Source organism: Ligilactobacillus saerimneri DSM 16049, from assembly GCF_000423265.1.
GTDB classification, from domain to species: domain Bacteria; phylum Bacillota; class Bacilli; order Lactobacillales; family Lactobacillaceae; genus Ligilactobacillus; species Ligilactobacillus saerimneri.
Genome location: NZ_KE383995.1, coordinates 10206 through 35779 on the forward strand (window position 1 = coordinate 10206; position 25574 = coordinate 35779).

General features: G+C 44.3%; 17 protein-coding genes, 1 tRNA gene, 1 riboswitch and 1 other annotated feature. Of the genes, 11 read left to right on the forward strand and 7 right to left on the reverse strand.

What is annotated here, in order from left to right; translation table 11 throughout:
* The first annotated feature begins 16 nt into the window (after positions 1 to 16).
* From G541_RS0108805 to G541_RS0108835, 7 genes are all read left to right on the forward strand, one after another.
* A tRNA-Asp gene (locus tag G541_RS0108805) sits at positions 17 to 89 on the forward strand.
* A gap of 65 nt (positions 90 to 154) precedes the next feature.
* Positions 155 to 247, forward strand: a riboswitch (SMK box riboswitch).
* Positions 245 to 1438, forward strand: coding sequence for a methionine adenosyltransferase (gene metK / locus G541_RS0108810; RefSeq protein WP_027827182.1), 1194 nt, complete (start codon positions 245 to 247; stop codon positions 1436 to 1438). (Overlaps the previous riboswitch by 3 nt.)
* A 275-nt stretch (positions 1439 to 1713) precedes the next feature.
* The gene (locus G541_RS10075) at positions 1714 to 4119 is read left to right on the forward strand and encodes a LysM peptidoglycan-binding domain-containing protein (protein WP_051174649.1); all 2406 of its coding nucleotides are present in this window, start codon (positions 1714 to 1716) and stop codon (positions 4117 to 4119) included.
* A 50-nt stretch (positions 4120 to 4169) separates the two neighbouring features.
* Positions 4170 to 4381, forward strand: a binding site (T-box leader).
* Positions 4382 to 4441: 60 nt separating this feature from the next.
* Positions 4442 to 6856 carry a leucine--tRNA ligase gene (gene leuS / locus G541_RS0108820; protein ID WP_027827183.1) on the forward strand — a complete coding sequence of 805 codons (2415 nt, stop codon included), beginning with the start codon at positions 4442 to 4444 and terminating at the stop codon, positions 6854 to 6856.
* Between the two features lie 305 nt (positions 6857 to 7161).
* Positions 7162 to 10305, forward strand: coding sequence for an SEC10/PgrA surface exclusion domain-containing protein (locus tag G541_RS0108825; RefSeq protein WP_027827184.1), 3144 nt, complete (start codon positions 7162 to 7164; stop codon positions 10303 to 10305).
* Between the two features lie 213 nt (positions 10306 to 10518).
* The gene (locus G541_RS0108830) at positions 10519 to 11871 is read left to right on the forward strand and encodes an amino acid permease (protein WP_027827185.1); all 1353 of its coding nucleotides are present in this window, start codon (positions 10519 to 10521) and stop codon (positions 11869 to 11871) included.
* Positions 11861 to 12586 carry a pseudouridine synthase gene (locus G541_RS0108835; protein WP_035163339.1) on the forward strand — a complete coding sequence of 242 codons (726 nt, stop codon included), beginning with the start codon at positions 11861 to 11863 and terminating at the stop codon, positions 12584 to 12586. Before G541_RS0108830 ends, G541_RS0108835 begins: the two co-directional genes overlap by 11 nt.
* Positions 12587 to 12640: 54 nt before the next feature.
* On the opposite strand, the gene G541_RS0108840 is transcribed toward G541_RS0108835, so the two are convergent.
* Positions 12641 to 13486 (reverse strand): NAD(P)H-hydrate dehydratase, encoded by an 846-nt coding sequence (locus tag G541_RS0108840; RefSeq protein ID WP_027827187.1) that lies wholly within the window; start codon positions 13484 to 13486, stop codon positions 12641 to 12643.
* A gap of 197 nt (positions 13487 to 13683) precedes the next feature.
* Complete coding sequence (locus tag G541_RS0108845; protein WP_027827188.1) at positions 13684 to 14685, reverse strand: D-2-hydroxyacid dehydrogenase; 1002 nt, start codon at positions 14683 to 14685, stop codon at positions 13684 to 13686.
* A gap of 190 nt (positions 14686 to 14875) precedes the next feature.
* On the opposite strand from G541_RS0108845, the gene pepV reads away from it, so the two are divergent.
* Positions 14876 to 16276, forward strand: coding sequence for a dipeptidase PepV (gene pepV, locus G541_RS0108850; protein WP_027827189.1), 1401 nt, complete (start codon positions 14876 to 14878; stop codon positions 16274 to 16276).
* Between the two features lie 92 nt (positions 16277 to 16368).
* Here pepV and G541_RS0108855 read toward each other — a convergent pair whose 3' ends face one another.
* Positions 16369 to 17742, reverse strand: a complete 1374-nt coding sequence (locus G541_RS0108855; RefSeq protein ID WP_027827190.1) for an APC family permease — start codon at positions 17740 to 17742, stop codon at positions 16369 to 16371.
* Positions 17739 to 18473: a gamma-glutamyl-gamma-aminobutyrate hydrolase family protein gene (locus G541_RS0108860; RefSeq protein WP_162139343.1), complete on the reverse strand. Its 735-nt coding sequence runs from the start codon at positions 18471 to 18473 to the stop codon at positions 17739 to 17741. The genes G541_RS0108855 and G541_RS0108860 overlap by 4 nt, the downstream gene beginning before the upstream one ends.
* Before the next feature lie 525 nt (positions 18474 to 18998).
* Here G541_RS0108860 and G541_RS0108865 point away from each other — a divergent pair.
* Genes G541_RS0108865 through G541_RS0108875 form a run of 3 tightly spaced genes read left to right on the forward strand, consistent with a single transcriptional unit; the run spans position 18999 to position 21919 of the window.
* Entirely contained in the window at positions 18999 to 20513 is a 1515-nt protein-coding gene (locus tag G541_RS0108865; protein WP_035163341.1) for a UvrD-helicase domain-containing protein, read from the forward strand.
* 18 nt (positions 20514 to 20531) lie between these two features.
* Positions 20532 to 21212 (forward strand): DarT ssDNA thymidine ADP-ribosyltransferase family protein, encoded by a 681-nt coding sequence (locus G541_RS0108870; protein WP_027827193.1) that lies wholly within the window; start codon positions 20532 to 20534, stop codon positions 21210 to 21212.
* 26 nt (positions 21213 to 21238) lie between these two features.
* Positions 21239 to 21919: a DarT1-associated NADAR antitoxin family protein gene (locus G541_RS0108875; RefSeq protein ID WP_027827194.1), complete on the forward strand. Its 681-nt coding sequence runs from the start codon at positions 21239 to 21241 to the stop codon at positions 21917 to 21919.
* Positions 21920 to 22111: 192 nt separating this feature from the next.
* Here the strand turns inward: G541_RS0108875 and G541_RS0108880 are convergent, their stop codons facing one another.
* From G541_RS0108880 to G541_RS0108890, 3 genes are all read right to left on the reverse strand, one after another.
* Positions 22112 to 22942 carry a phosphoenolpyruvate hydrolase family protein gene (locus tag G541_RS0108880; protein WP_027827195.1) on the reverse strand — a complete coding sequence of 277 codons (831 nt, stop codon included), beginning with the start codon at positions 22940 to 22942 and terminating at the stop codon, positions 22112 to 22114.
* Between the two features lie 15 nt (positions 22943 to 22957).
* Entirely contained in the window at positions 22958 to 24196 is a 1239-nt protein-coding gene (locus G541_RS0108885; RefSeq protein ID WP_027827196.1) for a Tm-1-like ATP-binding domain-containing protein, read from the reverse strand.
* Positions 24197 to 24286: 90 nt separating this feature from the next.
* Positions 24287 to 25462 (reverse strand): phosphoenolpyruvate hydrolase family protein, encoded by a 1176-nt coding sequence (locus G541_RS0108890; RefSeq protein ID WP_027827197.1) that lies wholly within the window; start codon positions 25460 to 25462, stop codon positions 24287 to 24289.
* Positions 25463 to 25574 lie beyond the last annotated feature (112 nt).

Below are 25574 nucleotides of genomic sequence, written 5' to 3' on the forward strand. Positions count from 1 at the left end.
CGGCTCCCGCAATTTTGGTCCTATGGTGTAGGGGTTATCACGCCTGCCTGTCACGCAGGAGATCACCGGTTCAAATCCGGTTAGGACCGTTTATAGTTTTGATGGAGCATCCTATCTTATAGGGTGTTTTTTTATTACTATTGTGTTAAACTTGATGAGTTACAACTCATTCCCGATAGGATTCACCATGTGTGAAGATGCCTTGTAACCACAAATAATAACTATTAATGGGGGAATTTATACCATGTCAGAAAGACGTTTATTTACATCGGAATCAGTTTCAGAAGGACACCCAGATAAAATTGCTGATCAAATTAGTGATGCGATCTTGGATGAACTGTTGAAGCAGGATAAGGATTCACGGGTGGCGGTAGAAACATCTGTCACTACTGGTTTAGTGCTGGTATTTGGGGAAGTTTCAACTAAAGCATATGTAAATATCCAAGAGATTGTACGGAGAACTATTCGTGAGATTGGGTATACTGATGGCAAGTATGGCTTTGATGCTGACAACTGTGCAGTAATCACAGCAATTGATGAACAGTCACCAGATATTGCCCAAGGGGTTGATGATTCGGTTGAAAGTCGCGCTAATGGGGAAGATCCGCTGGACAAGATCGGTGCGGGAGACCAAGGCCTTATGTTTGGTTTTGCAACTGATGAAACACCAGAATATATGCCTTTGGCTTTGATGTTAAGCCATAAGTTGATGAAGCGGACGGCTCACTTACGCAAGGACGGGATTTTGACCTACCTGCGGCCAGATGCCAAAGCTGAAGTTACGATTGAATATGATGAAAATAACCATCCGCGCCGAGTTGATACGGTGGTCTTGAGTACGCAACACGATCCAGAAATATCATTGGATCAGATCAAACAAGACGTGATGGAACATGTCATTCGCCATGTAATCCCAGCCAAGTATCTGGATGAGCGGACTAAATACTTTATCAACCCAACCGGGCGGTTTGTCATTGGCGGTCCGCAAGGGGATGCCGGTTTAACAGGACGGAAGATCATTGTAGATACTTATGGTGGGGCTGCTCACCATGGTGGTGGGGCCTTCTCTGGTAAGGATGCTACCAAGGTTGACCGGTCAGCTAGTTATGCTGCCCGGTATATCGCCAAAAACATTGTTGCTGCGGGGATCGCACACCAAGTAGAAGTTCAGATCGCCTATGCTATCGGGGTCGCTGAACCAGTTTCGGTAGCAGTCGACACCTTTGGTACTAGCACGGTTGATCAAGCTGCCTTGATCAAGGCAATTCGGAAGATCTTTGATTTACGGCCAGCTGGAATTATCCAAATGCTCGACCTCAAACGTCCAATCTATAAGCAAACAGCCGCTTATGGACACTTTGGTCGGACTGATGTCGACCTGCCATGGGAACACACGGATAAGGTTGCAGCACTAAAAGCTGAACTGAATATTGATTAATATAATTTGCTAATAGTCGGAGCCTCTGCAAGCTCCAGGATTTAGTTGATTAAATTATAAATTGAAAACTACATTCATTTACTAGGTGGAATTTTTATCCCTGGTTTTCGAATCTTTCAAGGAATAATATAACCTAATCAACAAACTGGAGAACTTTGCGGGGGCTCTTTAAATTTAAACAATAAAATTAATGTATTCTTTAAACTTGTGCTTTATAATAATACTAGGTATCAAATTTTTATAATTTTGGTGAGTAATAGAGAGGGAGGTTCATCGTGAAAAAGAGAAAAGAGCGTTTAGAAGAACAACAAAGATATAAATTTAACCGCAACTTAAATGACTTTAAAAAGGCAACGACATTTGTCGGGACTACACTCCTGATGGGGGCATCGATTCTGGCAGGTGGCAAAACCAAAGCCGATATGGTTAAGAGCGGAAGTCCAGAAATGACGCAAAGCGATGATCACGACCAACAGGACCTGACAAAACAACAGGACAGCTTGCGTGATCAAGTACGACCACAAGTTGTGGCTGCTAACAGTGCTCAAGCAGAGCAAGAAGCCACTAGCAAAGATTTGACCCAACAGGATGAAACTACGCTGACTTCTGAAACTAAGGAGCAAACAGCTACGGATTCGTCTGCCAAAACGGCATCAGCAGACTTAGTTACAGCAGATCAGGTCCAGGAAGTAGCTACCAGTGGCAAGCCAACTGTCCAAGAATACAAGAGCAGTGCAGTAGTGACTGCCACTGCTAATAGTCAGGACCTGACAAACAAGGCTACGTCAGCAGCAAACACTACTGACCAGGCCCCAACGACTACTGCTAACCAGGCAAGTGAGCAACCACAAGGGCAGACAACCCAAAATACCCAAGCAACAACGACAACTCAAACAACTACAAGTCAAGCTACCACGCCTGCTAAGCCAACTACCACCACGACAACGACGAATACAGTCACCTTGAAGACAACTACATCCTTGAAGTTGGCCCAAATTCAAAAGGCAACATACAGTCAGTCGGCTCTCAAGCAGATGAAGGTAGCGCGGCCAACGGTTACATATAGTACCAATACACCGGCTGGGGTCTTCATCAATAATATTAAGGATGCAGCGGTGCAAGTAGCTAACAAGTATGGGCTATATGCTTCATTGATGATTGCCCAAGCAGGGTTGGAAAGTGCCTGGGGCAACAGTGCCTTGGCAACCAAGGCTTATAATTTATTCGGAGTAAAATGGACTGGCCGGGGAGCATATATCACAATGCCAACCCAAGAATACTACGGTGGGAGTTATCACACTGTATATGCCAAGTTCCAGCGCTATGATAGCTACTATGATGCCTTGACGGGCTATGCTAATATGATTGCTTCGAACTTCTTCCGGTCAACCAAGGCGAACGCTGCTACGGTAGAACGGGCAGCTGAAAACCTCCGTAACGGGAAGTACGGGACCTATGCAACGGCTCCTAACTATGCTTCATCATTGATCCGGGTAATCAATAGTTACAATTTGAAACAGTTTGACGGGGCGAGTGCAAGTACCAATACCAATACTGGCAACTCGTTGAATAATACGGCTAAGACTTATACAGTCCAAGCGGGAGACAGCGTTTGGGGAATTTCCCAACAAACCGGGGTTTCAATGGACAACTTACGGTCCTGGAATAAGATCCAAAACAACTTTATCTATCCGGGTCAAGTCTTACAGCTAGTCGCTCCGGGAACGACAACTCAGACTAATACCAATACAACTAATACCAACGGCGACAAGACCTATACGGTTAAAGCCGGGGACAGCGTCTGGGGAATTTCCCACCAGACCGGGGTGTCTATGAGTGACTTGCGGGCTTGGAACAATATTCAAAATAACTTCATCTATCCAGGTCAGAAGTTAATTATTGCCAAGAAAGCTAATAATAATCAAAACACCCACACTAACACTAATACCAGCACGAATAATAAGACCTACACGGTTAAAGCTGGTGACAGTGTCTGGGCTATCGCCCAAAAGACTGGGGTTTCAATGGATACGTTACGGTCCTTGAATAACATCAAGAACAACTTCATCTACCCAGGGCAACAACTCAAGTTGAGCAACTCCAATTCAAGCTCAAATACAAGTAACCCAGGCAAGACCAATGCAACAACTAACAGTGGCAAAACATACACTGTGAAGTCTGGGGACAGTGTCTGGGCCATCGCTCAAAAGACCGGGGTTTCAATGGATACGTTACGGTCCTTGAATAACATCAAGAACAACTTCATCTACCCAGGGCAACAACTCAAGTTGAGCAACTCTAATTCAAGCTCAAATACAAGTAACCCAGGCAAGACCAATGCAGCAACTAACAGTGGTAAAACTTACACTGTGAAGTCTGGGGACAGCGTCTGGGCCATCGCTCAAAAGACTGGGGTTTCAATGGATACGTTACGGTCTTTGAACAACATCCAGGGTAATTTCATCTATCCAGGCCAACAACTACGGTTGAGTGGTTCTAATAGCAGTCAGACTACGACTAAGACTAATAGCAGCACCTCAAGCACAGGGACTTACCAAGTTAAGAGTGGGGATTCCTTGTGGAAGATCGCAATGGAACATGGGACCACTGTCGAACGGTTGCGGTCACTGAATAAGATCACCGGGAGCATGATCTACCCAGGGCAACACTTACGCTTTTAATTGATCTTGCAATCAAAATGGTGATTTGCTAAGATGAAAGAAATCAATATCTGTGAGCATTGACAGAGGAATAGTAAGATTACAGCGACTTGGCAGAGAGCAGGGGTTAGGTGTGAACCCTGCAAGGAGCTTGATCTGAACTCACCCCTAGTGCTTTTTTGCTGAACTAACAGTAGGCAAAAACGGAACCACCGTTAACGGTTTGAGGGTCACCATGAGAATGGTGGAATGATAGGTGGTACCGCGAGTTTTCGTCCTATACAGTTGTCGTAGACTGTATAGGACTTTTTTGATTGAAAGAATAGAGAAAGGATTAGCGACAATGGCATATAATCACAAAAGTATTGAAAAGAAATGGCAAAAATACTGGTTAGAGCACAAAACATTTAAGACAACGGAAGATCCGGAAAAGAAGAACTTCTATGCCTTAGATATGTTCCCCTATCCATCTGGACAAGGCTTGCACGTAGGACACCCTGAAGGGTACACGGCAACGGATATTATTGCCCGGATGAAGCGGATGCAAGGCTACAATGTTTTGCACCCAATGGGATGGGATGCCTTTGGTCTGCCAGCAGAACAATATGCCCTCAAGACAGGACATACGCCCAAGGAATTCACTAAGAAAAATATCAATAACTTCCGGCGGCAGATCCAATCACTCGGTTTGTCTTATGATTGGGACCGGGAAGTTAATACCACTGATGAAGAATACTACAAGTGGACGCAGTGGATTTTTGAACAACTCTACAAGAAGGGCTTGGCTTATGAAGCCGAAGTTCCGGTTAACTGGAGCCCAGACTTGGGCACAGTTGTGGCCAATGAAGAAGTGATCAATGGCAAGACAGAACGGGGCGGTTTCCCAGTTATCAGAAAGCCAATGCGGCAATGGATGCTCAAGATCACGGCTTATGCAGACCGGTTAATCGATGACTTAAAGGATCTCGATTGGCCTAAGTCAATCAAGGACCAACAGATCAACTGGATCGGTCGGTCAGTGGGGGCAAGCGTCTTCTTTGACGTTGCCGGAATGGACGATGCCAAGATCGAAGTGTTCACTACCCGACCAGATACTTTATTTGGGGCAGCTTACATCGTTTTAGCCCCAGAACATGACCTGGTTAAGCAGTTGACGACACCAGCCCACCAAGCAGCGGTTGATGAATACATCGAAGCAGCTTCCCACCGGTCTGACTTGGAACGGACTGAGCTCAACAAGGACAAGACCGGGGTCTTTACTGGGGCTTATGCGATCAACCCTGTTAACGGCAAGCAACTGCCAATCTGGATCAGTGACTATGTTTTAGCCTCCTATGGGACGGGGGCAGTGATGGGGTCACCAGCCCATGATGAACGGGACTGGCACTTTGCTAAGAAGTATGACCTGTCAATTATTCCGGTTATTGCTGGGGGCGATGTGGAAGAAGCACCATATACGGGTGAAGGTCCGCACATCAACTCAGAATTCTTGGATGGCATGGACAAGAAAGAAGCCATCGCAACAATGATTGAATGGTTGGAAGAACATGACGCTGGTCACAGCAAGGTTAACTACCGGCTGCGGGACTGGTTGTTCTCACGGCAAAGATACTGGGGTGAACCAATTCCAGTTATTCACTGGGAAGACGGGGAAACTACCTTGGTACCTGAAGAAGAATTGCCATTGAAGTTACCTGTAACTGATAACATCAAGCCATCCGGTACAGGCGAAAGCCCTCTGGCTAACCTGGATGACTGGGTTAATGTGGTCGATGAAAATGGACGGAAAGGGAAACGGGAAACTAATACGATGCCACAATGGGCCGGCAGTTCCTGGTACTACCTCCGCTACATTGATCCACATAACCGGGCAGCTTTGGCAGACTATGAAAAGCTCAAGCAATGGTTGCCAATTGACTTGTATGTCGGTGGGGCTGAACATGCGGTCTTGCACTTGTTGTACGCACGTTTCTGGCACAAGTTCCTCTATGACCTCGGAGTAGTTCCAACCAAGGAACCATTCCAAAAGTTGGTTAACCAAGGGATGATCCTGGGGAAGAACCACGAAAAGATGTCCAAGTCTAAAGGCAACGTGGTTAACCCTGATGACATCGTCGAAGAATACGGGGCAGATACCCTCCGGATGTACGAAATGTTTATGGGACCACTGGATGCTTCTATTCCATGGAGTGAAAAAGGTCTTGGTGGGGCTAACCGCTTCGTTCATCGGATCTGGAACTTAATGATCGATGATAACGATCAATTGCGGGACCGGGTAACAACGCTGAACGATGGCGCTTTGGATAAGATCTACAACCAAACGGTGAAGAAGGTCACTGAAGATTATGAAGAATTGCACTTCAACACCGCCATCTCCCAGATGATGATCTTTGTCAATGAAGCCCACAAAGCTGACGCTTTACCACTGGAATACATGGAGGGCTTTGTCAAGTTGGTTGCACCAATCGCACCACACATTGCAGAAGAACTGTGGACGAAGTTAGGCCATGTGGGAACAATTAGTTACCAACCATGGCCAACTTATGACGAAAGCAAGTTAGTCGAAACAACGGTTGAAATTGTTGTACAGATTAACGGAAAGGTCCGGCAACATCTCGAAGTGGCTAAGGATGCTAATAAGGAAGACCTGGAAAAGGTTGCCTTAGCTGATGAACGGATCCAAGCAGAGTTAGCCGATAAGAATATTGTGCGGGTGATCGCAGTTCCTGGCCGGTTGGTCAACATCGTAGTTAAATAACTAGTAAATAAATCCTGTGCGGACTGAAAAAAGGTCCGCTACCCCTAAGCTGGAGGAATCTGGCTTAGGGTTTTTTGTTTTAGCTAGATAGAGATGAAAATCATTTTATGCAATGCTATAACTTATATTAAATGATTAATAAGCCTGTTGATGGCTAGGAGGACAATCTTTGAATGGGGCAATGAAGGGGGATAAAGACTAGTAGTAAATCTTTCGAACAATTAGCTTGAATTTATATATATATATAATGTTATTGATTAAATTGGTTTTAACAAAAGTTTAAGCATTAGAGGGGGATACATACTATGGTTTCTCACAATACGAAAAAAGCATTGACGATTGCGGGTGCAGGTTTAGCAACCCTAGCAGGATCTTCTGTTTTAAGTAGTAATGTTAGCGCTGACACTGTTGCGCCAGATACTACTAATGTTACTAACACGACAGCAGATACTCCACAAACCCAACACGAAGCAGCTTTAAAAGCGCTAGATGAAGCAAAGGCTAAAGATGAACAAGCAACCCAGGCATTAAATGATGCCAAAAAGGAAGCTGATCAAGCGCAAGCTAACAAAGATCAAGCCCAAGATGCAGTTAACCAACAACAAGGGCAAGTTGATCAAGCGCAAAAAGATACTAATCAAGCCCAAGAGACAGTTAACAAGGCTCAAGACGATGTTGCTAAGGCGCAAGAAAACGCTAAGGACGCAACACCAGAAAATATTGCTAACACAGAAAAAGCAATTAAAGATCAACAGGATAAGATTCAACAAGACGCTACTGCCGTTGATCAAGCAACTCAAGCAGTGCGGGATGCAAACCAAAATGTTGATCAGACTCAGCAAACAGCTGATCAAGCCCAAACAAATGTTAATGACAAGCAAAGTGCAACTGATAAGGCACAACAAGACTTGGACAAGGCTAACGAAGCTTTAGCAGACAATGATGTTGAAAAAGCTCAGAATGATTACAACCAAGCTCAAGCAAACACTAAGCAAGCACAACAAGATGATGCTAACGCTAAGCAAGCTGTTACTGATACTCAGAATGCATTAGAGCAAGCTAACCAAAAGGTTAACGATGCCTTAAATACTGCTACTGAAGCTCAAAAGACAGCGGACAATGCTCAAGCAGATTATGATGCCAAGAACCAAGCGGTTAACCAGTCACAACAGAAGGTTAACAAGGACTTAGCTGACATTAAAGCAGTTGAAGAAGCAATGGCTAACCAAAACGTGATTAACTTACCGGATGGTTATGTAGATGCGTTGAAGGCTTATGAAAAGGATCAATCTTCGCAAAACGATGAAGCTTTAATCAACTTAGGTAAAAAAGGAATGGACCTGAATGAGTATCACGCAAGCGAAGCTGATAAAAACCGCAAGATCGTATACTCACCAAACGAACCTTTGAGTGATGATGTTGAAATTGAATTGACACAGTTTACAGCTCAGCTTTTAAATCAAATTATTACACAATTTGGATCTCCTAAATATGTTATTAATGGTGGTTCCTTGGCATTAGCAAGAGAAGTTTCTAAGCGTTATGATGCAGATAAATGGAATACTTTTGACAAGAACGATCATGATAGAGCAGCTATTAATAATGCTGCAAAAGACCTTGGTATTTATTACAGTGTAAACTTAAAGGGAAACGCATATGAAAATCTGCTTAGTGGTGACTATTTCACCAGAGAACCAAAAGAAAGAACAACTACTATGGCAGACCTGAAAGCTCAAATTTATAAAGCTATCACTGTCATGCTTTTCCAAGATAGTGATGGCAACCAATGGGGACATGCTACAGCATTAACAGGGTTCCGTAGAGGAATCGATGAGCAGATCAGCAGTCCATTAGAATTGGGTGTCATGATCGATGCAATGTATCAAACACATATTCTCTCGGTCAGTGAAGATTCACACAAATATGATCCATCAGATATATACTCTAACATCCAGGAGAACAGTAAATATAATCAGTTAGCCCAAACCACTTATGCTGTTCCTGATTCCAACAAGTTAGCGGAACAAAAGGCACAATTGCAAACACAACTACAGGCTGACCAAACTGACTTGGGTAATAAGCAACAAGTAGCTAGTGAAGCTTTGGCTGTAAAGCAACAAGCTGATAAAGACTTAGCAACAGCTAACCAAAACCTGGCAACGGCGAGAACATCCCAACAGCAAGCTCAACAAGCAGCTAGCGCTGCTAAGACTACTGCTGACCAAGCAGCTCAAGCATTGACCACAGCAACTAATAACGAGCAAGCAGCTAAGGAAAAATTAGCAGCTGTGAGTGCAGATGAAGCTACTAAGCAGGAAGCAGTTAACCAAGCTCAAGTAGCCTTGAAGGCCGCTCAAGACGAGTTAGCTCAAGCCCAACAAGACTTAGCTGCTAAGCAAACGGCATTAAAGGATGCTCAAAATGATTTAGCTACTAAGCAGACAGCAGTTAAGACCGCTCAGGATCAAGAACAAGCTGACCGGGATCAATTAGCTAAGTTGCAACAACAATTAGCTGATTACCAAAATGCACCTGTGTTAGTTCAAGCGGCCCAAGATAAGTTAGCTCAAGCCCAACAAGACTTAGTTGCTAAGCAAACAGCACTGAAGGATGCCCAAGATGCTTTAGCTACTAAGCAAGCAGCCTTGAAAGAAGCTCAAGACAACTTCGATCAAGCGCAAGCTAAGTTGGACACAGCCCAAGCTAATAAGGATCAAGCTGATCAAGAATTAGCTGCAGCGATCGAAGCAGCTAAAACTAACGCTGAAAAGTATGGTGACCAAGTAGTAGTTAACCCAGTAAGCGTCACTGAAGGAGCTAAGGAGTTACCAGAATTGACTTTGGCTAACCCACAAGCTTTACCGGTTGCACGCAATACTATGGCCTTGTTTGCTCGGGTAGCACAAAGCCTGACAGCTTTGCCATACGGAACAACAGTGGCTTGGAATGACGCTACTAAGGCATTGGCTGATATGCAAAAGGCTGGTCAGTATACAGAACAGGCTCTAGTTACCTTCCCAGACGGAACAACCAAGGTGGTCAACTTCAAGTTAACGGTAACAGCAGTAGCCAAAGAAACAACACCAAGTCAACCAAATACTAGTCATCACCAAGACAACATTGAACCATTAGATGGCATTACAGATGCACAAAAAGCCAGCTTTGCTGGGTATCATGTCCTTGATGGCCGGGTAGTGGATGCTAATGGTAAGCCAGTTGCTGGCTGGACAATCCGCCAAGGGATCATTTACAATGCCGAAGGAGTGGCGGTAGCTAAGGTCGGGACGCCAATGGCGACACCAACAAAGGCTGAAACAACACTCAAGCGGACAACCACCTTACCACAAACAGGTGAAGATGAATCCTCCTGGTTGAGTGCATTAGGCTTGACTGTTCTGGGAACGGTTAGTGCTTTAGGCGCAACCTTAGGCTTACGGAAGCAAAACTAATAAAATTGTAAAAACGCAAGCAACTAGCGCAAAAACGTGGCTGGGAGAAAGTTCTATTTCTTCGTCAGCTACGTTTTTTAATTCGCTAAGGACACATTACAACGGGGAAATGTTTGGCTGCCCTACATGGGGCACTGGACTGCCAGGTTGCCAAGGGGAAATTTTTTGCATAGAATAAATGTACCAAATTAAATTAAAAAGAGAGGTACAACCATGAAGAAAGACTTATCCCGGGAGCTCAGTGGGCGCCATGTCTGGATGATGACAATAGGGGGCGCGATCGGCACCGGTTTGTTTTTAGGGTCAGGGACAGCAATCCAACAAGCAGGACCGAGTATCATGGGCGGCTACTTGCTGGCAGCTGGGTTTACCTACCTGATGTTGCGGGCATTGGGGGAATTGATCCTAGCTGATCCGAGCAAGGGGTCCTTTATTGAAGTGGTGCGGACCTATTTGGGGCCACGGTGGGAATTCATCGTGGGGTGGACCTATTGGCTTTGTTGGGAGAGTTTGGCAATGACCAATCTTACTGCTAGTGGGATCTACATGCACTATTGGTTCCCCCATGTTCCCCAGTGGTTAATTGTCTTGATCTTCTTGATCGCTTTAGTAGCAATTAACCTGACAAACGTGGGCTTGTTTGCGCGCTTGGAAGCAGGTTTTGCTAGTATCAAGGTGATTGCGATCCTAGCCCTGATCGCCGTCGGAATTGTCCTGTTAGGGGGACACTTCCAGGTAGGGGGACAAGCGGTAGCATTGCAAAATCTCGGTTTGCACGGGGGCTTTTTCCCGCATGGAATGAAGGGGATGTTACTTTGCTTACCGATGGTAATCTTTGCGTATACGGGAATTGAAATGGTGGGGTTAACAGCTGGAGAAACCAAGACCCCTGAAAAGGACATCCCACAAGCGATCAATTCGATCGGACCGCAGATCAGCTTGTTTTACATTGGCGCCCTGTTTGTCTTGATGTGCATTATTCCCTGGGACCAAGTAAGTGTGACGGGGTCACCGTTCGTTCAGGTGTTTGGTGCTTTGGGGATCAAAGCAGCCGCTAGTATCATTAACTTTGTGGTGCTGACGGCCGCTTTATCATCGTGCAACAGCGCGATCTTCAGTACAAGCCGGATTATCCATTCATTAGCCCAAAACAACCAAGCTCCAGCTTATTTTGGGCAAACTAACCAGCGAAATGTACCGTTGCGGGCCTTACTCTTGTCGAGTGGGTGCTTGTTGTTGATCGTGGGTTTGAATTTTGTCTTGCCAGCAGCGGTCTTTACCATCATTTCGGGGGTGGCAACGGTTAGCTTTATCTTTGTCTGGATCATCTTGCTTATTTGCCATATTAAGTATCGGCAGGGACAAGCTGGGTCTGATGTGATGACCATGCCCCTTTTCCCAGTAACTAACTGGCTGACAATAGCCTTTTTTGGGGCGGTTTTGGTCCTCCTCCTCTTTACTCCAGCGACACGCTTGTCCCTTTTTTGGACCATCGGCTGGTTCGTTCTCATCGGTGGGGCAAGCTTAGTGTTTGACCACAAGGAGGCGGTGGAACATGCGGATTGATAAGTTTCTTGTTCAGGCCCAGGTGGCGACCCGGTCCCAAGCGCATAAGCTGATCAAGCAAAAGCAAGTCTTGGTCAATGACCAGGTAGTTAAGGCCTTTAAACAACAAATAGACGAAAATAACGACGTCGTTCAAGTGGCCGGAAAGGTCATTCACTACCAAAAGTATTACTATTACCTGCTCAATAAACCCCAAGGCGTGATAACCGCGACTAAAGATGTCCAACACCGAACGGTAGTCGACTTGTTAGCCAAGGATGACTATCGGGCGGACATCGTGCCGGTAGGTCGGTTGGACAAAGATACCACAGGGTTATTGTTGCTGACCAACGATGGACAGCTCAACCATAACCTGATGAGTCCTGCCAACCATGTGGCAAAAGAATACGAGGCGGTAGTTGCCGGTCCGGTTGACCAGACAACTAGCGATCAGTTTGCCCAGGGGCTAATTCTTCGGGATGGGTTAAAAACGCAACCTGCCCACCTGACGATCATCCAGGCTGATCCTAAGCAACAAGCTAGTCTTGTGCGGGTGGTTATCAAGGAAGGAAAGTACCACCAGGTAAAACGAATGTTTGCGGCCACTGGGGGCCGGGTGGTTGAACTCAAGCGGGTACGTTTGGGCAGTTTACAGTTAGATGAAACAGCTTTACCCCAGGGGCAATACCGGGCGTTAACACCAGCTGAACTGGCCCAATTAAAGCAAAATAATTAATTAAAACCAGGTTTGAATCCGCATTGTTAGAGGGCTTGAACCTGGTTTTGTGTGTTATGGGGTTTGTAATTGGTGGATAAAGGTCGGCAAGTGGTCAATCAAGACACTGGGGACCACCACATGCCGGGTTAATGCCAGCTGGTCGGCTAAGGCACTATGGGTGTAGACTGCGGCGTTGACTACGGCTGTTAATGGGGCTGGGCTAAATTGACCGAGAAAAGCAGCGATGATGCCAGTCAGAGTATCGCCCATCCCGCCGGTCGCCATTGCGGGTCCACCCACCGTCAATTGACAGGTAGTCCCATCGGTATGGTAGATCGTTGTGTGGTACTTCTTCAAAACAACCGTTGCCTGGAACCTTTGCTGTGCTTGGCGGTTGGAAACATCATCTTGTTCAGTGACAGTTAACCCCGTCAATCGTTGCCACTCGCCAGGATGGGGCGTAAAGATTACATGCTGTGCAGGGAGGAGGGCTTGGAGTTTAGGATCTTGGGCCAATAGTGTTAGGGCTGACCCGTCAACGATCAAATAGTGGGCGGGATCAAAGTTGGTTAGGACGATTTGCAGGATCTCATGCGAACGACTACTAGTGCCTAAGCCAGGACCAACGATCGTGATCGTTGCTTGGGCGACAGCTGCCGAAAGGGCAACTTTGTCAAAATAATTGATGTACATTGCTTCTGGCACAATAGCATGGAGGGCGGGGAGGTTGTCCTTGCTGGTCGCAACCGTCACCAGACCAGCACCAGAATAAACAGCGGCCTTGGCTGCCATAGTGATCGCACCGCCAAAGTTTTCATTGCCACCGACGGCTAAGATCCGACCAAAGCTCCCCTTGTAACTATCAGTTAGGCGGGGGGTGAGCACTGCTTGGACTTGTTGCTGAGTTATTTTTTCCATAGATTCACCTTCTAAATTATTTGCAGTTTATTATAACCAAGATTCAGGTTGGTTGCTAAAAACTAACTGGAAATAACCCTTGTAGCAAGGCGGTTAGCTCCTGACTTAGGGTTATTTTTCCAGTTGGTTGGAAAATATCAGGAAACAAAAAAGAGGTTGGCTTAGCCAACCTCTAAATTATCCGTTTAGGAAATTAATTACTTAACTTCAACTGGAGTTTCAGGTTCGTTACCTTCAACCAATGCCAAGTTGTTGTCAAATGCCTTAACAACCATGTTCCGTACGGCGTGAGTAGTGTAGAAGGCAGTGTGTGGAGTTACCAGAACGTTTGGACGATCGATCAGGTCAGCCAAGTGTGCATCTGGGAATTCCTTACCTTGCCAGTCTTTGTTGAAGACCCCAACTTCGCCTTCGTAAGTATCCATAACGTAACCGAAGACCTTGCCAGAATCTAAACCACGAACAACAGCTTGAGTATCAACAAGCGGACCACGAGAAACGTTAACGATCACAACGCCGTCCTTCATTTCAGCGATAGTGTCATCGTTGATCATGTGTACGTTTGCTGGTACATCAGGAACGTGCAAGGAGATAACGTCAGCTTGCTTGTATAAGTCATCCAAGCTATCTACATAGTAGCCCTTTTCTTCCAACTTAGGGTTCTTGAAGATATCGTATGCGATAACCTTTGCGCCGAAGCCTTCCATGATTTGCATGAATACTTGGCCGATGTGACCTGTACCAACAACACCAACAACTTGGTCACGAACTTCACGACCGATAGTTGGAGCCCAACGTAAGTCACGCTTGGCCATCTTTTCGTCCATGCGCTTGTCTTGACGTAAGATCCGTGCAGCTTGGATAGCAGCGTGTTCAGCGATAGCGTTTGGTGAGTATACAGGAACGTTAGTGATTTGGAAACCTAATTCCTTTGCCTTTGCCATGTCGATGTTGTCGATACCAACATTACGCAATGACATCTTAGTAATACCGTTGTCAGCTAATGCTTGTAAAGTTTCAGCAGTGTAGTCTAATTGTTGGTAAACAACTGCACCGTCAGCGCCCTTAGCCAAGCTAGCTGTTTCAGGTGTCAACAGCTTGTCAGTAAATTCAACTTCAACTTCTGGATGAGCCTTTTCCCATTCTTTTACGAATGGTTGTTCATCTTCACGAATAGCATAAGCAAAAATCTTTGTCATGATTCCGCCTCCAAATAAAATAATTAGTTTTCAGTATTATTATAGCTACTTATGCGGTTTTTTCAAAATAAAAATGTAAAAATAAGTAATTTTTTGTAAAAAAACCGCAAAAAGCGTGAAAATTGACCAAAGATGAGAATTAACAGAATCCATGATAAAATAATATTAACTACAAAATAGAGGTGATCCTATGACAATTGATTGGCAACAAGAAGTTGAAAAACGCAAAGACGATATCATTGCCGACTTGGAACGGATGCTCCGGGTAAAGAGTGTTCGTGATGAAAGTCAGGCCACAGCGGATGCTCCCCTTGGCCCTGGTCCCAAGGCAGCCCTGGATGAATTTCTCAAGATCGCTGAACGTGACGGCTTCGAAACAATGGAACTAGACGGCATGGCTGGTCACATCCAATACGGTGAAGGTGATACAGACCTGGGGATTCTAGCCCACGTCGACGTAATGCCAGCTGGTAACGGTTGGGATACTGACCCATTTGAACCAGTGATCAAAGACGGCAACTTGTATGCCCGTGGTGCTTCTGATGACAAGGGGCCAAGTATGGCTGCCTACTACGGGATGAAGATTGTTAAAGAATTGGGCCTTCCTGTGAACAAGAAAATCCGGTTCATCTTGGGGACTGACGAAGAAAGTTCCTGGCGCGGGATGAAGCATTACTTTGCTTCTATGCCACAACCAGACCTGGGCTTTTCACCCGATGCCTTTTTCCCAATCATTAACGGGGAAAAGGGGAATGTCAGCTTCTTCTTACACTTTGCGGGAAGTAACGAAGGCGCATGGCAACTGCGGTCCTTTGAAGGGGGCTTACGGGAAAACATGGTGCCACGGGATGCTCAAGCAGAGATCACAACACCAGATGCTGACCAAGTCAAGCAGGCTTTTGCAGACTTTGTCGCTGCTAACCCCATCGAAGGGACAGTTACGGAAAATGGCGATAGCTTGACATTGGCAGTAGTCGGTAAGGCTGCTCACGGTCAAGAACCACGGAACGGGGAAAATGCGGCTACTTACTTAGCATTGTTCCTCTCCCAGTTTGACTTTGGGGGCGATGCTGCTAACTACCTCAACTTTACTGCCAAGTATATCCATGACGATTCACGGATGGAACACCTCGGCATGGCATTCACTGACGAAGTGATGGGCGACTTAACGATGAACGCTGGGGTCTTCACTTTCACTGCCGAAAAGGGTGGGACAATCACTCTGAACTTCCGTTATCCAAAGGGAATGGATGAATCTGACTTGCAAGCTGGTTTGGCTAAGGCAACGGCTGATATGGGCGTAAAACTAGAAGCAGGCGAAGGGATGGTACCACACTACGTGGACCCAAGTGATCCAATCGTCCAAAAACTGTTGGCTGTTTATAACCGCCAAACTGGTTCCAACGCTGAAGGTATGGTAGTCGGTGGTGGGACATATGGCCGCCTCTTAGAACGTGGGGTTGCCTTTGGGGCTATGTTCCCAGATACGCCAGATACGATGCACCAAGCTAACGAATATATCCGGCTCAAGGACTTGTTTGCGGCGACTGCAATCTACGCTGAAGCTATCTACGAATTAGTTAATAGTTAAATAGATAAACGTATAAAGACCTAAAAGAGGTTGCCAATTACGGCAACCTCTTTTTTAGATTCTTTAATTTAATTCAATGAAAATAGATAATCTCACGCTTGGGACAAATGGTCGCGCCGAGCAAACCAGGCGAAGGCCAAAGGCAAAAGGATAAAGCCAACGATCATCCCGCCGATAGCATACCAATTGATGGCCCCGTTGAGGGTAAACTCGCCCACCCAATCATACTTGATTAACAAGAGAATGGTAACGACCATCCCTAAGGCTGGGATCACAACATCCGTCCACCAATTACGGGGAGCTGGGAGGAGTGGTTCTTGGGCCTTGTCATAGTAAAACATGATAACGGCAAGCGGAATCACTGCAAATTCAAAGAACCGCACCATGGCACTAAGGAGGATAATGGCAGGAACACTATAATTAAACGCCATCGGGATGATCAGGGCTAAGATGACCGTGATCAGGTAGACCCGAGCAGGGAAGTCACGGTGGTTCCGGTGGGCCAGCCACCGGGGAACCTGACCTTCAGTAGCCATGGCTTCAAGAATCCGCGGGGTGTTGAAGGACGCTGCAATGTTGATCCCAAACATGGAGATCAATGCCCCAGTCAAGATGAGGTTACGCAGCCATGGATTGGTAAAGATCGCCGCTAAGGCTACCACTTGCTTGGTAGTAACGATAGCCTGGGGGTTAACCATAATCGCAACGGTAATTGTTCCAATATAAACGAGCGCAATCAAGATGATTGCTAAAGGAATTGCCCGCGGAAGGTTCTTTTCTGGGGCTTCCATATCAGCAGAACCCGAAGCCACGCTTTCGAACCCAGTAAAAGCATAAAAGGCGGTTGCGACTGCCATGACGAAGGTTGACGTGGTAACTGGTGGAATCAAGGCATGGTTGTGCCCATCAGTTAGGTGTGCGAGCGTGGCAGCGTTACTGTGGCCCGTTTTGATTACTAAGACCGTTCCAGCGATGATTAACAGTGCTAGGGCCGCCACTTTACCGATAGTTGCAAGGTTATTGATAAAAGCAAACAGGGGCTCACCACCGAAATTAATCAAGGTAATAATCGCCATCAGGATGACGAAGCAGGCAGTAACGAGCCAGAAGTTGTTGGTATCGCCCCCGAAGATCGAGAGGGTTGATTTGATAACACTAACTGCCATCACTCCCCAGGCCACAGCGGCGGAGAAATAACGGACTGTCCCCATGTAAAATCCAAACCGCGGCCCGAAAGCAGCTTTGGCATAAGCATATGCCGAGCCGCTTTTAGTGACATACTTTGCAGCGACGGCGAAAGTTACGGCTAAACATGCTGCTAACAAAGCCGCTGCGATGTAGGCGAGGGGGCCAAGCTTCCCCACCATGGTAATGACTACTCCCGGAGTGAGAAAGATCCCCGAGCCAACGATCGAATTGATCGCTAAAAGGACAATTGACCAGAAACCGAGTTTTTTACTTGTCATGCTAACTCCTCCTTACTAGCTTGGATGACGAAAGCTCGGAATAATTTGTTCATTTCAGGAACAAAGTTATGGAGCATTTCAGGATGCCATTGGACGGCCAAGACCTGGTTGTGGGGATCTTCGAGGCCTTCGATGACCCCGTCTTTGGCCCGGGCAGTGACGGTTAACCCCAGGCCGACTTCCTTAACGGCTTGGTGGTGGAAAGAATTGATCCGAATGCTTTCTTGACCAAAGATTGTCCGCAACTGGGAACCAGCAGCTAGGTTGGCAGTTTGGGAAGTTTGCCCCGGGTGTCCTTTTTGGGCATGTTGGTATGGGTTACCAGGGATAGCACTGAGGTCCTGGTAGAGGGAACCGCCCCGAGCGACATTGATTAGCTGGAGGCCACGACAAATCCCCAAGACAGGCTTGCGGAGGTGGGAAGCAGCCCGTAAGAGGCTGATTTCAAAAGCGTCGCGGGTAGCCCAGCTTTCGCCGATTTGTTGGCTGGGTTCTTCCCCGTAATAACTCGGGTCGACATCTTGACCCCCGGAGATAACGAGTCCGTCAAGATGGCGCATGATTGCTGGAGCCGAATTCAAATCATAGTTGATGGGGATAATAAAAGGGACGCCACCGTTTTGTTTAATCGCAGTGACGTAGTCTTCATTGACGTAGCTACGGTGGTAGCCGGGGAAGGGGCCAGCGTCGTTGAGGATCCCGCCGGTAATTCCAATAACTGGCAAATCAATCACTCCTTTAAAAAGTAAAGGCGCCATTCATAAGAAGTGGCGCCAGGAAAATTGCCCGTAAGCAAAAGTCACTTATTTTATAAAAGTTAATGGGTTTAGGATACTCCGGAAAACGGGGACCGTCAAGCCAAGGTAACTGGCGTTGGAGTGATAAAAAATTATTGGCTAGCGTAAAGAAAAATTATTGGGACAAGTGGTACTTTTGTCCATAAAGACAGGACATATACCAAAATAGGTGCGAGTAAAAGAATAACAAGATTGATCGGGCGCGGGCAGGTACAACGGCGCATATTTTACGATAGGTCGGGTCATGTTAGACAAAATGGGAAAAGTGTAAAAATTAGATCATGAAAAATAAAATGAAATAAAGAATCTAGTTTGCAGACACCAAGAACACCCCCAGTTGGACGAGAAAATTGCTATAATTAAAAATAAATACAAAAAAATAATAATAGGAATTTGTAGGAGAGATATTAATTTAGACAGGTAACGTAGTGAATGTTAATAATCAATGAGGGTGAGATTATGGATTACGATACTATTAAATTGATAGGTGAACAGTGTAAAGTTTTGTATTTGCCGGATGATAAAGATTATGTGGTTGAGGGGGTTGCCGGCAGTGGAAAAACAGTAGAGGCGTTATACAGAGCGTTGCTATTAAGCCTGGTACATAATGAAAATATTTATATTTTTGCATTTAATAGGAACGTTGTTGAAAAAATGAAAAAGGATAAGCAATTGATAGTCAATGCTTTAAAAATGAAGAAACCAGATAATTTTAAAGCTAATGATTTAAATCAGGCTTCAAGGAAGATAATTATTACCACTATTTATAGTTATATGCGAATCCTATTTGGAAAATATATGCAATTGGGAGAATTTGGTAAGGTTCCTTTTGCATTCGAAAACGATGAGCGAAGAGAGTTAATTGGTGAAATAGTAGATAAATATAAGTATAAAAATCCTAATAGCATTTTACAAAAAAGAGATTTAGATTTTCTTAATGATGAAATCGTGTATTTACTTCAAAATAGCATTTCAGATGAAAGTAAATATATTAATATGGACAGAACAGGGCGTGTAGGACGAATAAGTAAGCAAAATGATGATAGAAAAATAATTTATCAAATTTTCAAAGAATATGTACAACGTTTGAGAAACGGAGTCTATGGTAGAAGTGGAGAGACATATTTTGATTACGATTATATATATTGGTATGGGAAAGAAATAGCGGAAAAAATGAAAAACGAAGATCGACCAAAATACATAATTATAGATGAAATCCAAGATTTTTCTCCTAGTATGCTACAAGCACTAAATGCTATTTGTTTAACCGATGAAGCAGCCTCTAAGTTGGTTTTAGGTGATTTAGATCAAAATGTTTTTGGCCGTAATATTACCTGGTCAAGTTTGGGAATTAATATTCAAGGACGTAGGGATTGGAAAATTAGGTTTACAGTTAATTATCGTAATAAGGCAGGGGTAGCCAATCTTGCTAAGCAAATGTACGATAAATTAAAGCGAAATGATAAGAATTTTGATCCAAATATGCAGTTACGTATAAGCGATAAGACAGCGATAACAAAACAAGTAGTGTGTTCCCTGAATGATTTAGAAACAATACATAACATAATAAATAGGAGCAAAAATAAAGTATTGATAATCTTCTTTACAAGGGAAGATAAGCAGCATTTTAAAGAGATGGTAGGATCTGACGTTAAAATGGATAACGTGGATATGGATACTGTAAAAAGAATAAAAGGTTTAGAGTATGATGATGTCCTCATTTATAACATCAATGGATATGATAAATATTTGGTTGAATTGGATGATGGAACCCAAGGAATCGGAATGGATTTCGGGAACGATAGAATAGAAGAAAATGAGTTTAAAAGTTTAATATATGTAGCAATAACTAGAGCACGAAATAGTGTTACATTTTTAATGGATGAAAATAAGATAGCGTACGAAGAAATTACTGGGAAAAAATTATTTCCAGAAAATTATATTGATAGTGATTCTCTGGACTGGCGTATTTAATTATTAGAGGGTATAAAATTGACCGACATTGAGAAAATTAAAGCAAGCATGCAAGAGCGTAATATAACGACACTATATCATTTTACATATTCTGCTAATCTTCCTTATATTTTAGATTACAATGAGGAATATAATGGGATTCAGTCAATAAACAAACTGAAGGAAATGAAAACAGTGGACGCAAATATCACGGACTCAAATCGTTATGATGGACACAGGGATTATATTTGCTGCTCACTTTCACGTCCAAACAAGTATTATTTTAAGGTAGCAAAGAAGAGAAATTCTAAGAAAGTATTTACGGATTGGGTAGTAATGTCTATTGAGGCAGATATCATTAATGAGACTACTAAGTATTGCCCTACTAATGCTGCAACTGGCGGTGGAAAGTATATTGGTAGTGGATTTGAAGCATTTGAAGAAATGTTTAAAGATAAGATAGAAATTCCAAATAAACCAACAGTGTATCGTTCGAAAAATGAAAAACCAAAAAATACAACTGATTATCAGGCAGAAATTTTAATAAAGGACAAAATTCCAATTGATAAAATTAAGGGGATATATTTTGATGCACGTAGTGTTGAAATGGAATATTATCGGTTGCAATTATGGGTAAATGAGAATTTAATGAAGAGGCTAAAGTTTGGAAAATACAGTATAGACAATGAGACATATGATTTGAAATTTGATGTTTTGTAGTAGAGTATACGGAAGGATTGGTTAATATGGCCGAAAGATTCGTCTACTATGTAGACGAAAAGGATAACTTTTGTAAAAAAAAAGTGACCTTTAAATGGTATTCGGGTTTTGCAACAGTTCAAAAGCAAAAATCATTTCATGAGTTGCATAAAGCTTTTCTGGAAGAGTTTCCTACTTATAAGGTGCTAGAGGTGTCATCAGTGTCAAATATTGATTGGGCGCAGAAAGTAAGTGCATTCAATTTAAAGGTAAAAACCTCAAAAGGAACTTATAGTGTGGAGCAAGTTTTTCAGGCAGGAAAAGTGTTTGAAGAAGCTGGATCACAGGAAAAAATATTACATTTATCACCTAAACTGGCTCAAGCGATTACGCGTAAGTTAGTAAAGAATGATAACTTAAAAGGATTTATGATTTTTGGGGAAATTTTCCCCCTGGAACCAAAAACGTTATTTTATAATTGGATTTATCTACATGCTTTGCACCAAAATGAATTGTTAGCTAATAAAGTTGCGGAATATGCTGCATTTACAGATATCTATTTTAACCCTGAAAAACAAATCAACTGTCAGGCAGAAGCATGTGCGATATATGTTTCACTTACACGTAGAAAATTATTGGATGAAGCACTAAGTAATATAGATAATTTCAAGAGAATAATATATGGTATTCCTACGAACGACTATGAGCAAATAGATTTATTTAAGTAAGAAAAGTCTAAACAAACCATGCTTGAAGCAATCGACGGCAAAATGCTGGTTCCAGAATATACCGATGATTATTTGACAGAAGTAAAGAATATTGTCCTCGGTAGATATAAATAACACCAGGGCGGGAAGGTACCCATTTGAGGTACTTTCCCGCCCTGTTTTAGTGAAATTATTTGATTAGATAAAACTAACCTACTTGGTGATTGCCTTGAAAGCAGCCGCTTGCTTGGTCATTCCGCGTTCGGAAGCTAAGCGTTCAATCGAAGAAGCACCGAAGAAACCGTCGATTTCAGGAACATTTTTGATAACATAGGCAGCATCTTCCGGATCGGCAATCGGACCACCATGGCAGATAACCTTGATCTCAGGATTAACCTTGCGGCCGGCTACAATGATCTTCCGGATCCGGTCACAGCAGTCATCTAAGGTCAAAGCAGTTTCTGCACCGATAGATCCTTTGGTAGTCAAGCCCATGTGGGCAACAAGAATGTCAGCCCCGGCTTCAGCCATGGCAGCAGCTTGCTTTTCGTCGAAAACATAAGGGCAGGTTACCATGTCTAGTTTATGTGCTTTCCGAATCATATCAACTTCAAGATCATATCCCATTCCCGTTTCTTCCAGGTTAGCTCGGAATTTACCATCAATTAAGCCAACAGTTGGGAAGTTTTGGACCCCATTGAAACCTTGTTCCTTGAGTTGCTTCAAAAAGATGTCCATGACGCGGAAAGGATCTGTCCCGCAGACACCCGCTAGAACAGGGGTCTTTTTAACAATTGGTAATACTTCTTGGCCCATTTCTTGAACGATCTTATTTGCATCCCCATAGGAGAGTAAGCCAGAGAGGGAGCCACGTCCAGCCATCCGGAAGCGACCAGAGTTATAGATAATCAGCATATCAACATCAGCTTGTTCACTACATTTAGCGGTAATTCCAGTTCCGGCGCCAACACCGACCAAAATTTTACCGGCTTTTACTTGGTTGTCAAAATCTTTGAGAATTTCTTGGCGTGTCTTGTTTAACATTGTTTTTCCTCCAATTTATTCGGCTTGCTTTGCAGTTTGGGCTGCAATGAGTTGTAGCAATTGTTGGGCGGCGTATTCAGCAAAAGCTTGGTCATTGATGTGGTGGTCGACTTTTTCGACTGTTACCAAGGGGTTATCAAGCTGACCAGTGATTGCATCAAAAAGGGCCGCTCTAGCGCTCAAGCTTTCAAATGGTTGTCCAGGAGCATCAATCATCGAAACCCCCTGTGTCGGCAGGAGAACCTTCATTGATGCTTGAGCTTGGTTCCACCGCTGTGCCAGTTCCTGTCCAATTTGGGTGCTTTCGACCTCATTAGTTCGCATCAAGGTTACAGTTGGATTGTGCTGGTACAAGTTGCGATCATGGTAACGTGGGGGAACAGTGGCACGGGGACCAAAGTTGGCCATGTCACAGGCCCCAACCGAAACTACTTGGGGAGTTTGGCTAGCAACTGCCGCCTCACAACGGTTAGGACCAGCAGATAGGACCCCACCACAGACTTCATCGCACCACTCGGTGGTAGTTAGGTCGAGGATCCCGGCAAAGAATCCTTGCTTGATCAAGTGTTCCATGGTTTTGCCCCCAGTACCTGTGGCGTGAAATACTAAAACTTCATAACCCTGTTTCTCAAGGTAAGCTTTAGCATAGTCAACACACGGTGTGGTCACGCCGAACATTGTGGCACCAATTAGGGGCTTAGTTTTTTCTTTTGATGCCGGTAAGGTGGCATCAAGTTGCAGCATGCCTGCAATGGCAAGCATGGCATTTTTGAAAATGGTCGTAGAAATCTTATTCAGACCAGCAACGTCAACGATAGATGGCATCATGATGATGTCACTTGTGCCAACATATTGGGATGTATCCCCAGAAGCCATCGTGGAAACAATAACTTTGGGAACACCCAGCGGCAGGGCCCGCATGGCTGGTGCTACAAGGGAAGTTCCCCCGGAACCACCACAGGTAATGATGCCGTCGAACTCACCCGCAGCATAAAGCTGGGGGAGGAGCTTTTCCATCCCTTGAGATAGAGCACGGGTTGCCAGTGCCCGATCCTGACGATCAACTAGGGTGGCAATATCATAACCGGCGGCCGCTGCAATTGTTGCGTTACTTACATCGGGGGTAAATTTGGGAGCAAAGACGCCCGTATGAATCATGTATGGCTTCAACCCCAAGTCGTAGGCGAGTTGCTTAAGGTAGGCAAACTCCGTTCCTTTTGTATCGAAGGTTCCGGCAATCGCTAATTTTTTCAAACAAAGATCCTCCTTAAATAAATTAAGTAGGTTAGCTAACTTACGTTATAAATAGTAACCGCTTTCAAAACGAGATAACATGTTTTTATGTTAGGAAATGATGTGGTTATGTATAGAGTTGCGATAATTACGCGGACTATATCCAAATTTTATTTTGAAGATTTTGGAGAATTGCGCGTAGTTATGGTAGCCGACCCGGTGACTGATTTCTTTACAAGACAAATCAGTTTTACGAAGCAACTTTTGAGCCAAATTCAGGCGGTACTCAACGAGGTAGGAAGTAAAGGAAGTCCCTACTTTTTGTTTGAATAATGAACTGAGGTATGCCGGTGAAATGTGTAGTGTCAAAGCCAAGTCGCCAAGCTGAATATTACGCATGTAGTTTGCTTCGATGTACTTTTGCACGAAATACACATAGTCTGGTTTACTTTCCGGATGAGGAAGTTTAACCCGCTGGTTTTTAAATTTTTTGGCAGTGGTAACGATGGCTTGTTCCATCGGAATGCGGTCAAAGGTCGACCCACCAATATAGCAGTCACACTGGGTATTTTGGTAGAAATAGTCCATATCAATCACGGTATTAGCCATTCCGGAGTAAATAGCTGTGATGATCTGAGGGTTTTCTTTTTTACAAAAACGGAAAATCGTGGTGGCGGTGTTTTTAGCTTCATTGATACTGCGACTTTGTTTGGCTCCGAGATAACCACCCAGGGTCAACCCCAGGTGGACACAGATAATGTCTGCCTGAGCAGCCAGCATCGCCCGGGCTTCGGCAATAGTGGTAACAAATGCAACCGTAAAGAGTCCTAGTTCGTGAGCCTGTTTGAGGGCGGTAACTTCTTGGGCAAAAGTAGTGCCTTCCTGCTCAAGTGCAGTCCGAAATTTGCCATCGATTAGAGAAAGAGTGGGGAAATTGGTAACCCCTGCAAAGCCAGCCGCTTGGATGGCGGGAAGGTAGGTTTTTAGGTTAAGGTTAGGATCTTGGGCAAAGAGACCAAAGATCACGGGTGTTTTGTGGATGAGGGGGAAGAGTTCGCGGGTACCCATTTCCATGACTATGTCATTATTGTTGCCGTAGCAAAGATAGCTTGCGAGTGAACTGCGTCCCATGATGCGGTATTTTCCGGCTGCGACCGCTAGTAAAAAATCAGTCCCGCCCCAAACAGTATATTTAGCGGTAATTCCTGAACCGACACATGCTCCGATGATATGGCCGTTGACGGCGATCTGGGCATGGAAGATTTTACGGATTAAATTGGCGTCCATTGTTTACACCTCATTCATATGGTCTTATATCAATTATTGAAAGAAAATTCCATAAAAACAATAATTGTTAAAACGTTTTCATTTTAAAGAATTGAAGTTTTAGTTTGGACCT

Coding starts and splice junctions, on each gene's coding strand:
- G541_RS0108890 (WP_027827197.1), bottom strand. CDS start 25,462: ATGGACGCCAATTTAATCCGTAAAATCTTCCATGCCCAGATCGCCGTC.
- metK (WP_027827182.1), top strand. CDS start 245: ATGTCAGAAAGACGTTTATTTACATCGGAATCAGTTTCAGAAGGACAC.
- G541_RS0108855 (WP_027827190.1), bottom strand. CDS start 17,742: ATGACAAGTAAAAAACTCGGTTTCTGGTCAATTGTCCTTTTAGCGATC.
- G541_RS0108835 (WP_035163339.1), top strand. CDS start 11,861: ATGCGGATTGATAAGTTTCTTGTTCAGGCCCAGGTGGCGACCCGGTCC.
- G541_RS0108875 (WP_027827194.1), top strand. CDS start 21,239: ATGGCCGAAAGATTCGTCTACTATGTAGACGAAAAGGATAACTTTTGT.
- G541_RS0108865 (WP_035163341.1), top strand. CDS start 18,999: ATGGATTACGATACTATTAAATTGATAGGTGAACAGTGTAAAGTTTTG.
- G541_RS0108830 (WP_027827185.1), top strand. CDS start 10,519: ATGAAGAAAGACTTATCCCGGGAGCTCAGTGGGCGCCATGTCTGGATG.
- G541_RS0108845 (WP_027827188.1), bottom strand. CDS start 14,685: ATGACAAAGATTTTTGCTTATGCTATTCGTGAAGATGAACAACCATTC.
- leuS (WP_027827183.1), top strand. CDS start 4,442: ATGGCATATAATCACAAAAGTATTGAAAAGAAATGGCAAAAATACTGG.
- G541_RS0108825 (WP_027827184.1), top strand. CDS start 7,162: ATGGTTTCTCACAATACGAAAAAAGCATTGACGATTGCGGGTGCAGGT.
- pepV (WP_027827189.1), top strand. CDS start 14,876: ATGACAATTGATTGGCAACAAGAAGTTGAAAAACGCAAAGACGATATC.
- G541_RS0108840 (WP_027827187.1), bottom strand. CDS start 13,486: ATGGAAAAAATAACTCAGCAACAAGTCCAAGCAGTGCTCACCCCCCGC.
- G541_RS0108880 (WP_027827195.1), bottom strand. CDS start 22,942: ATGTTAAACAAGACACGCCAAGAAATTCTCAAAGATTTTGACAACCAA.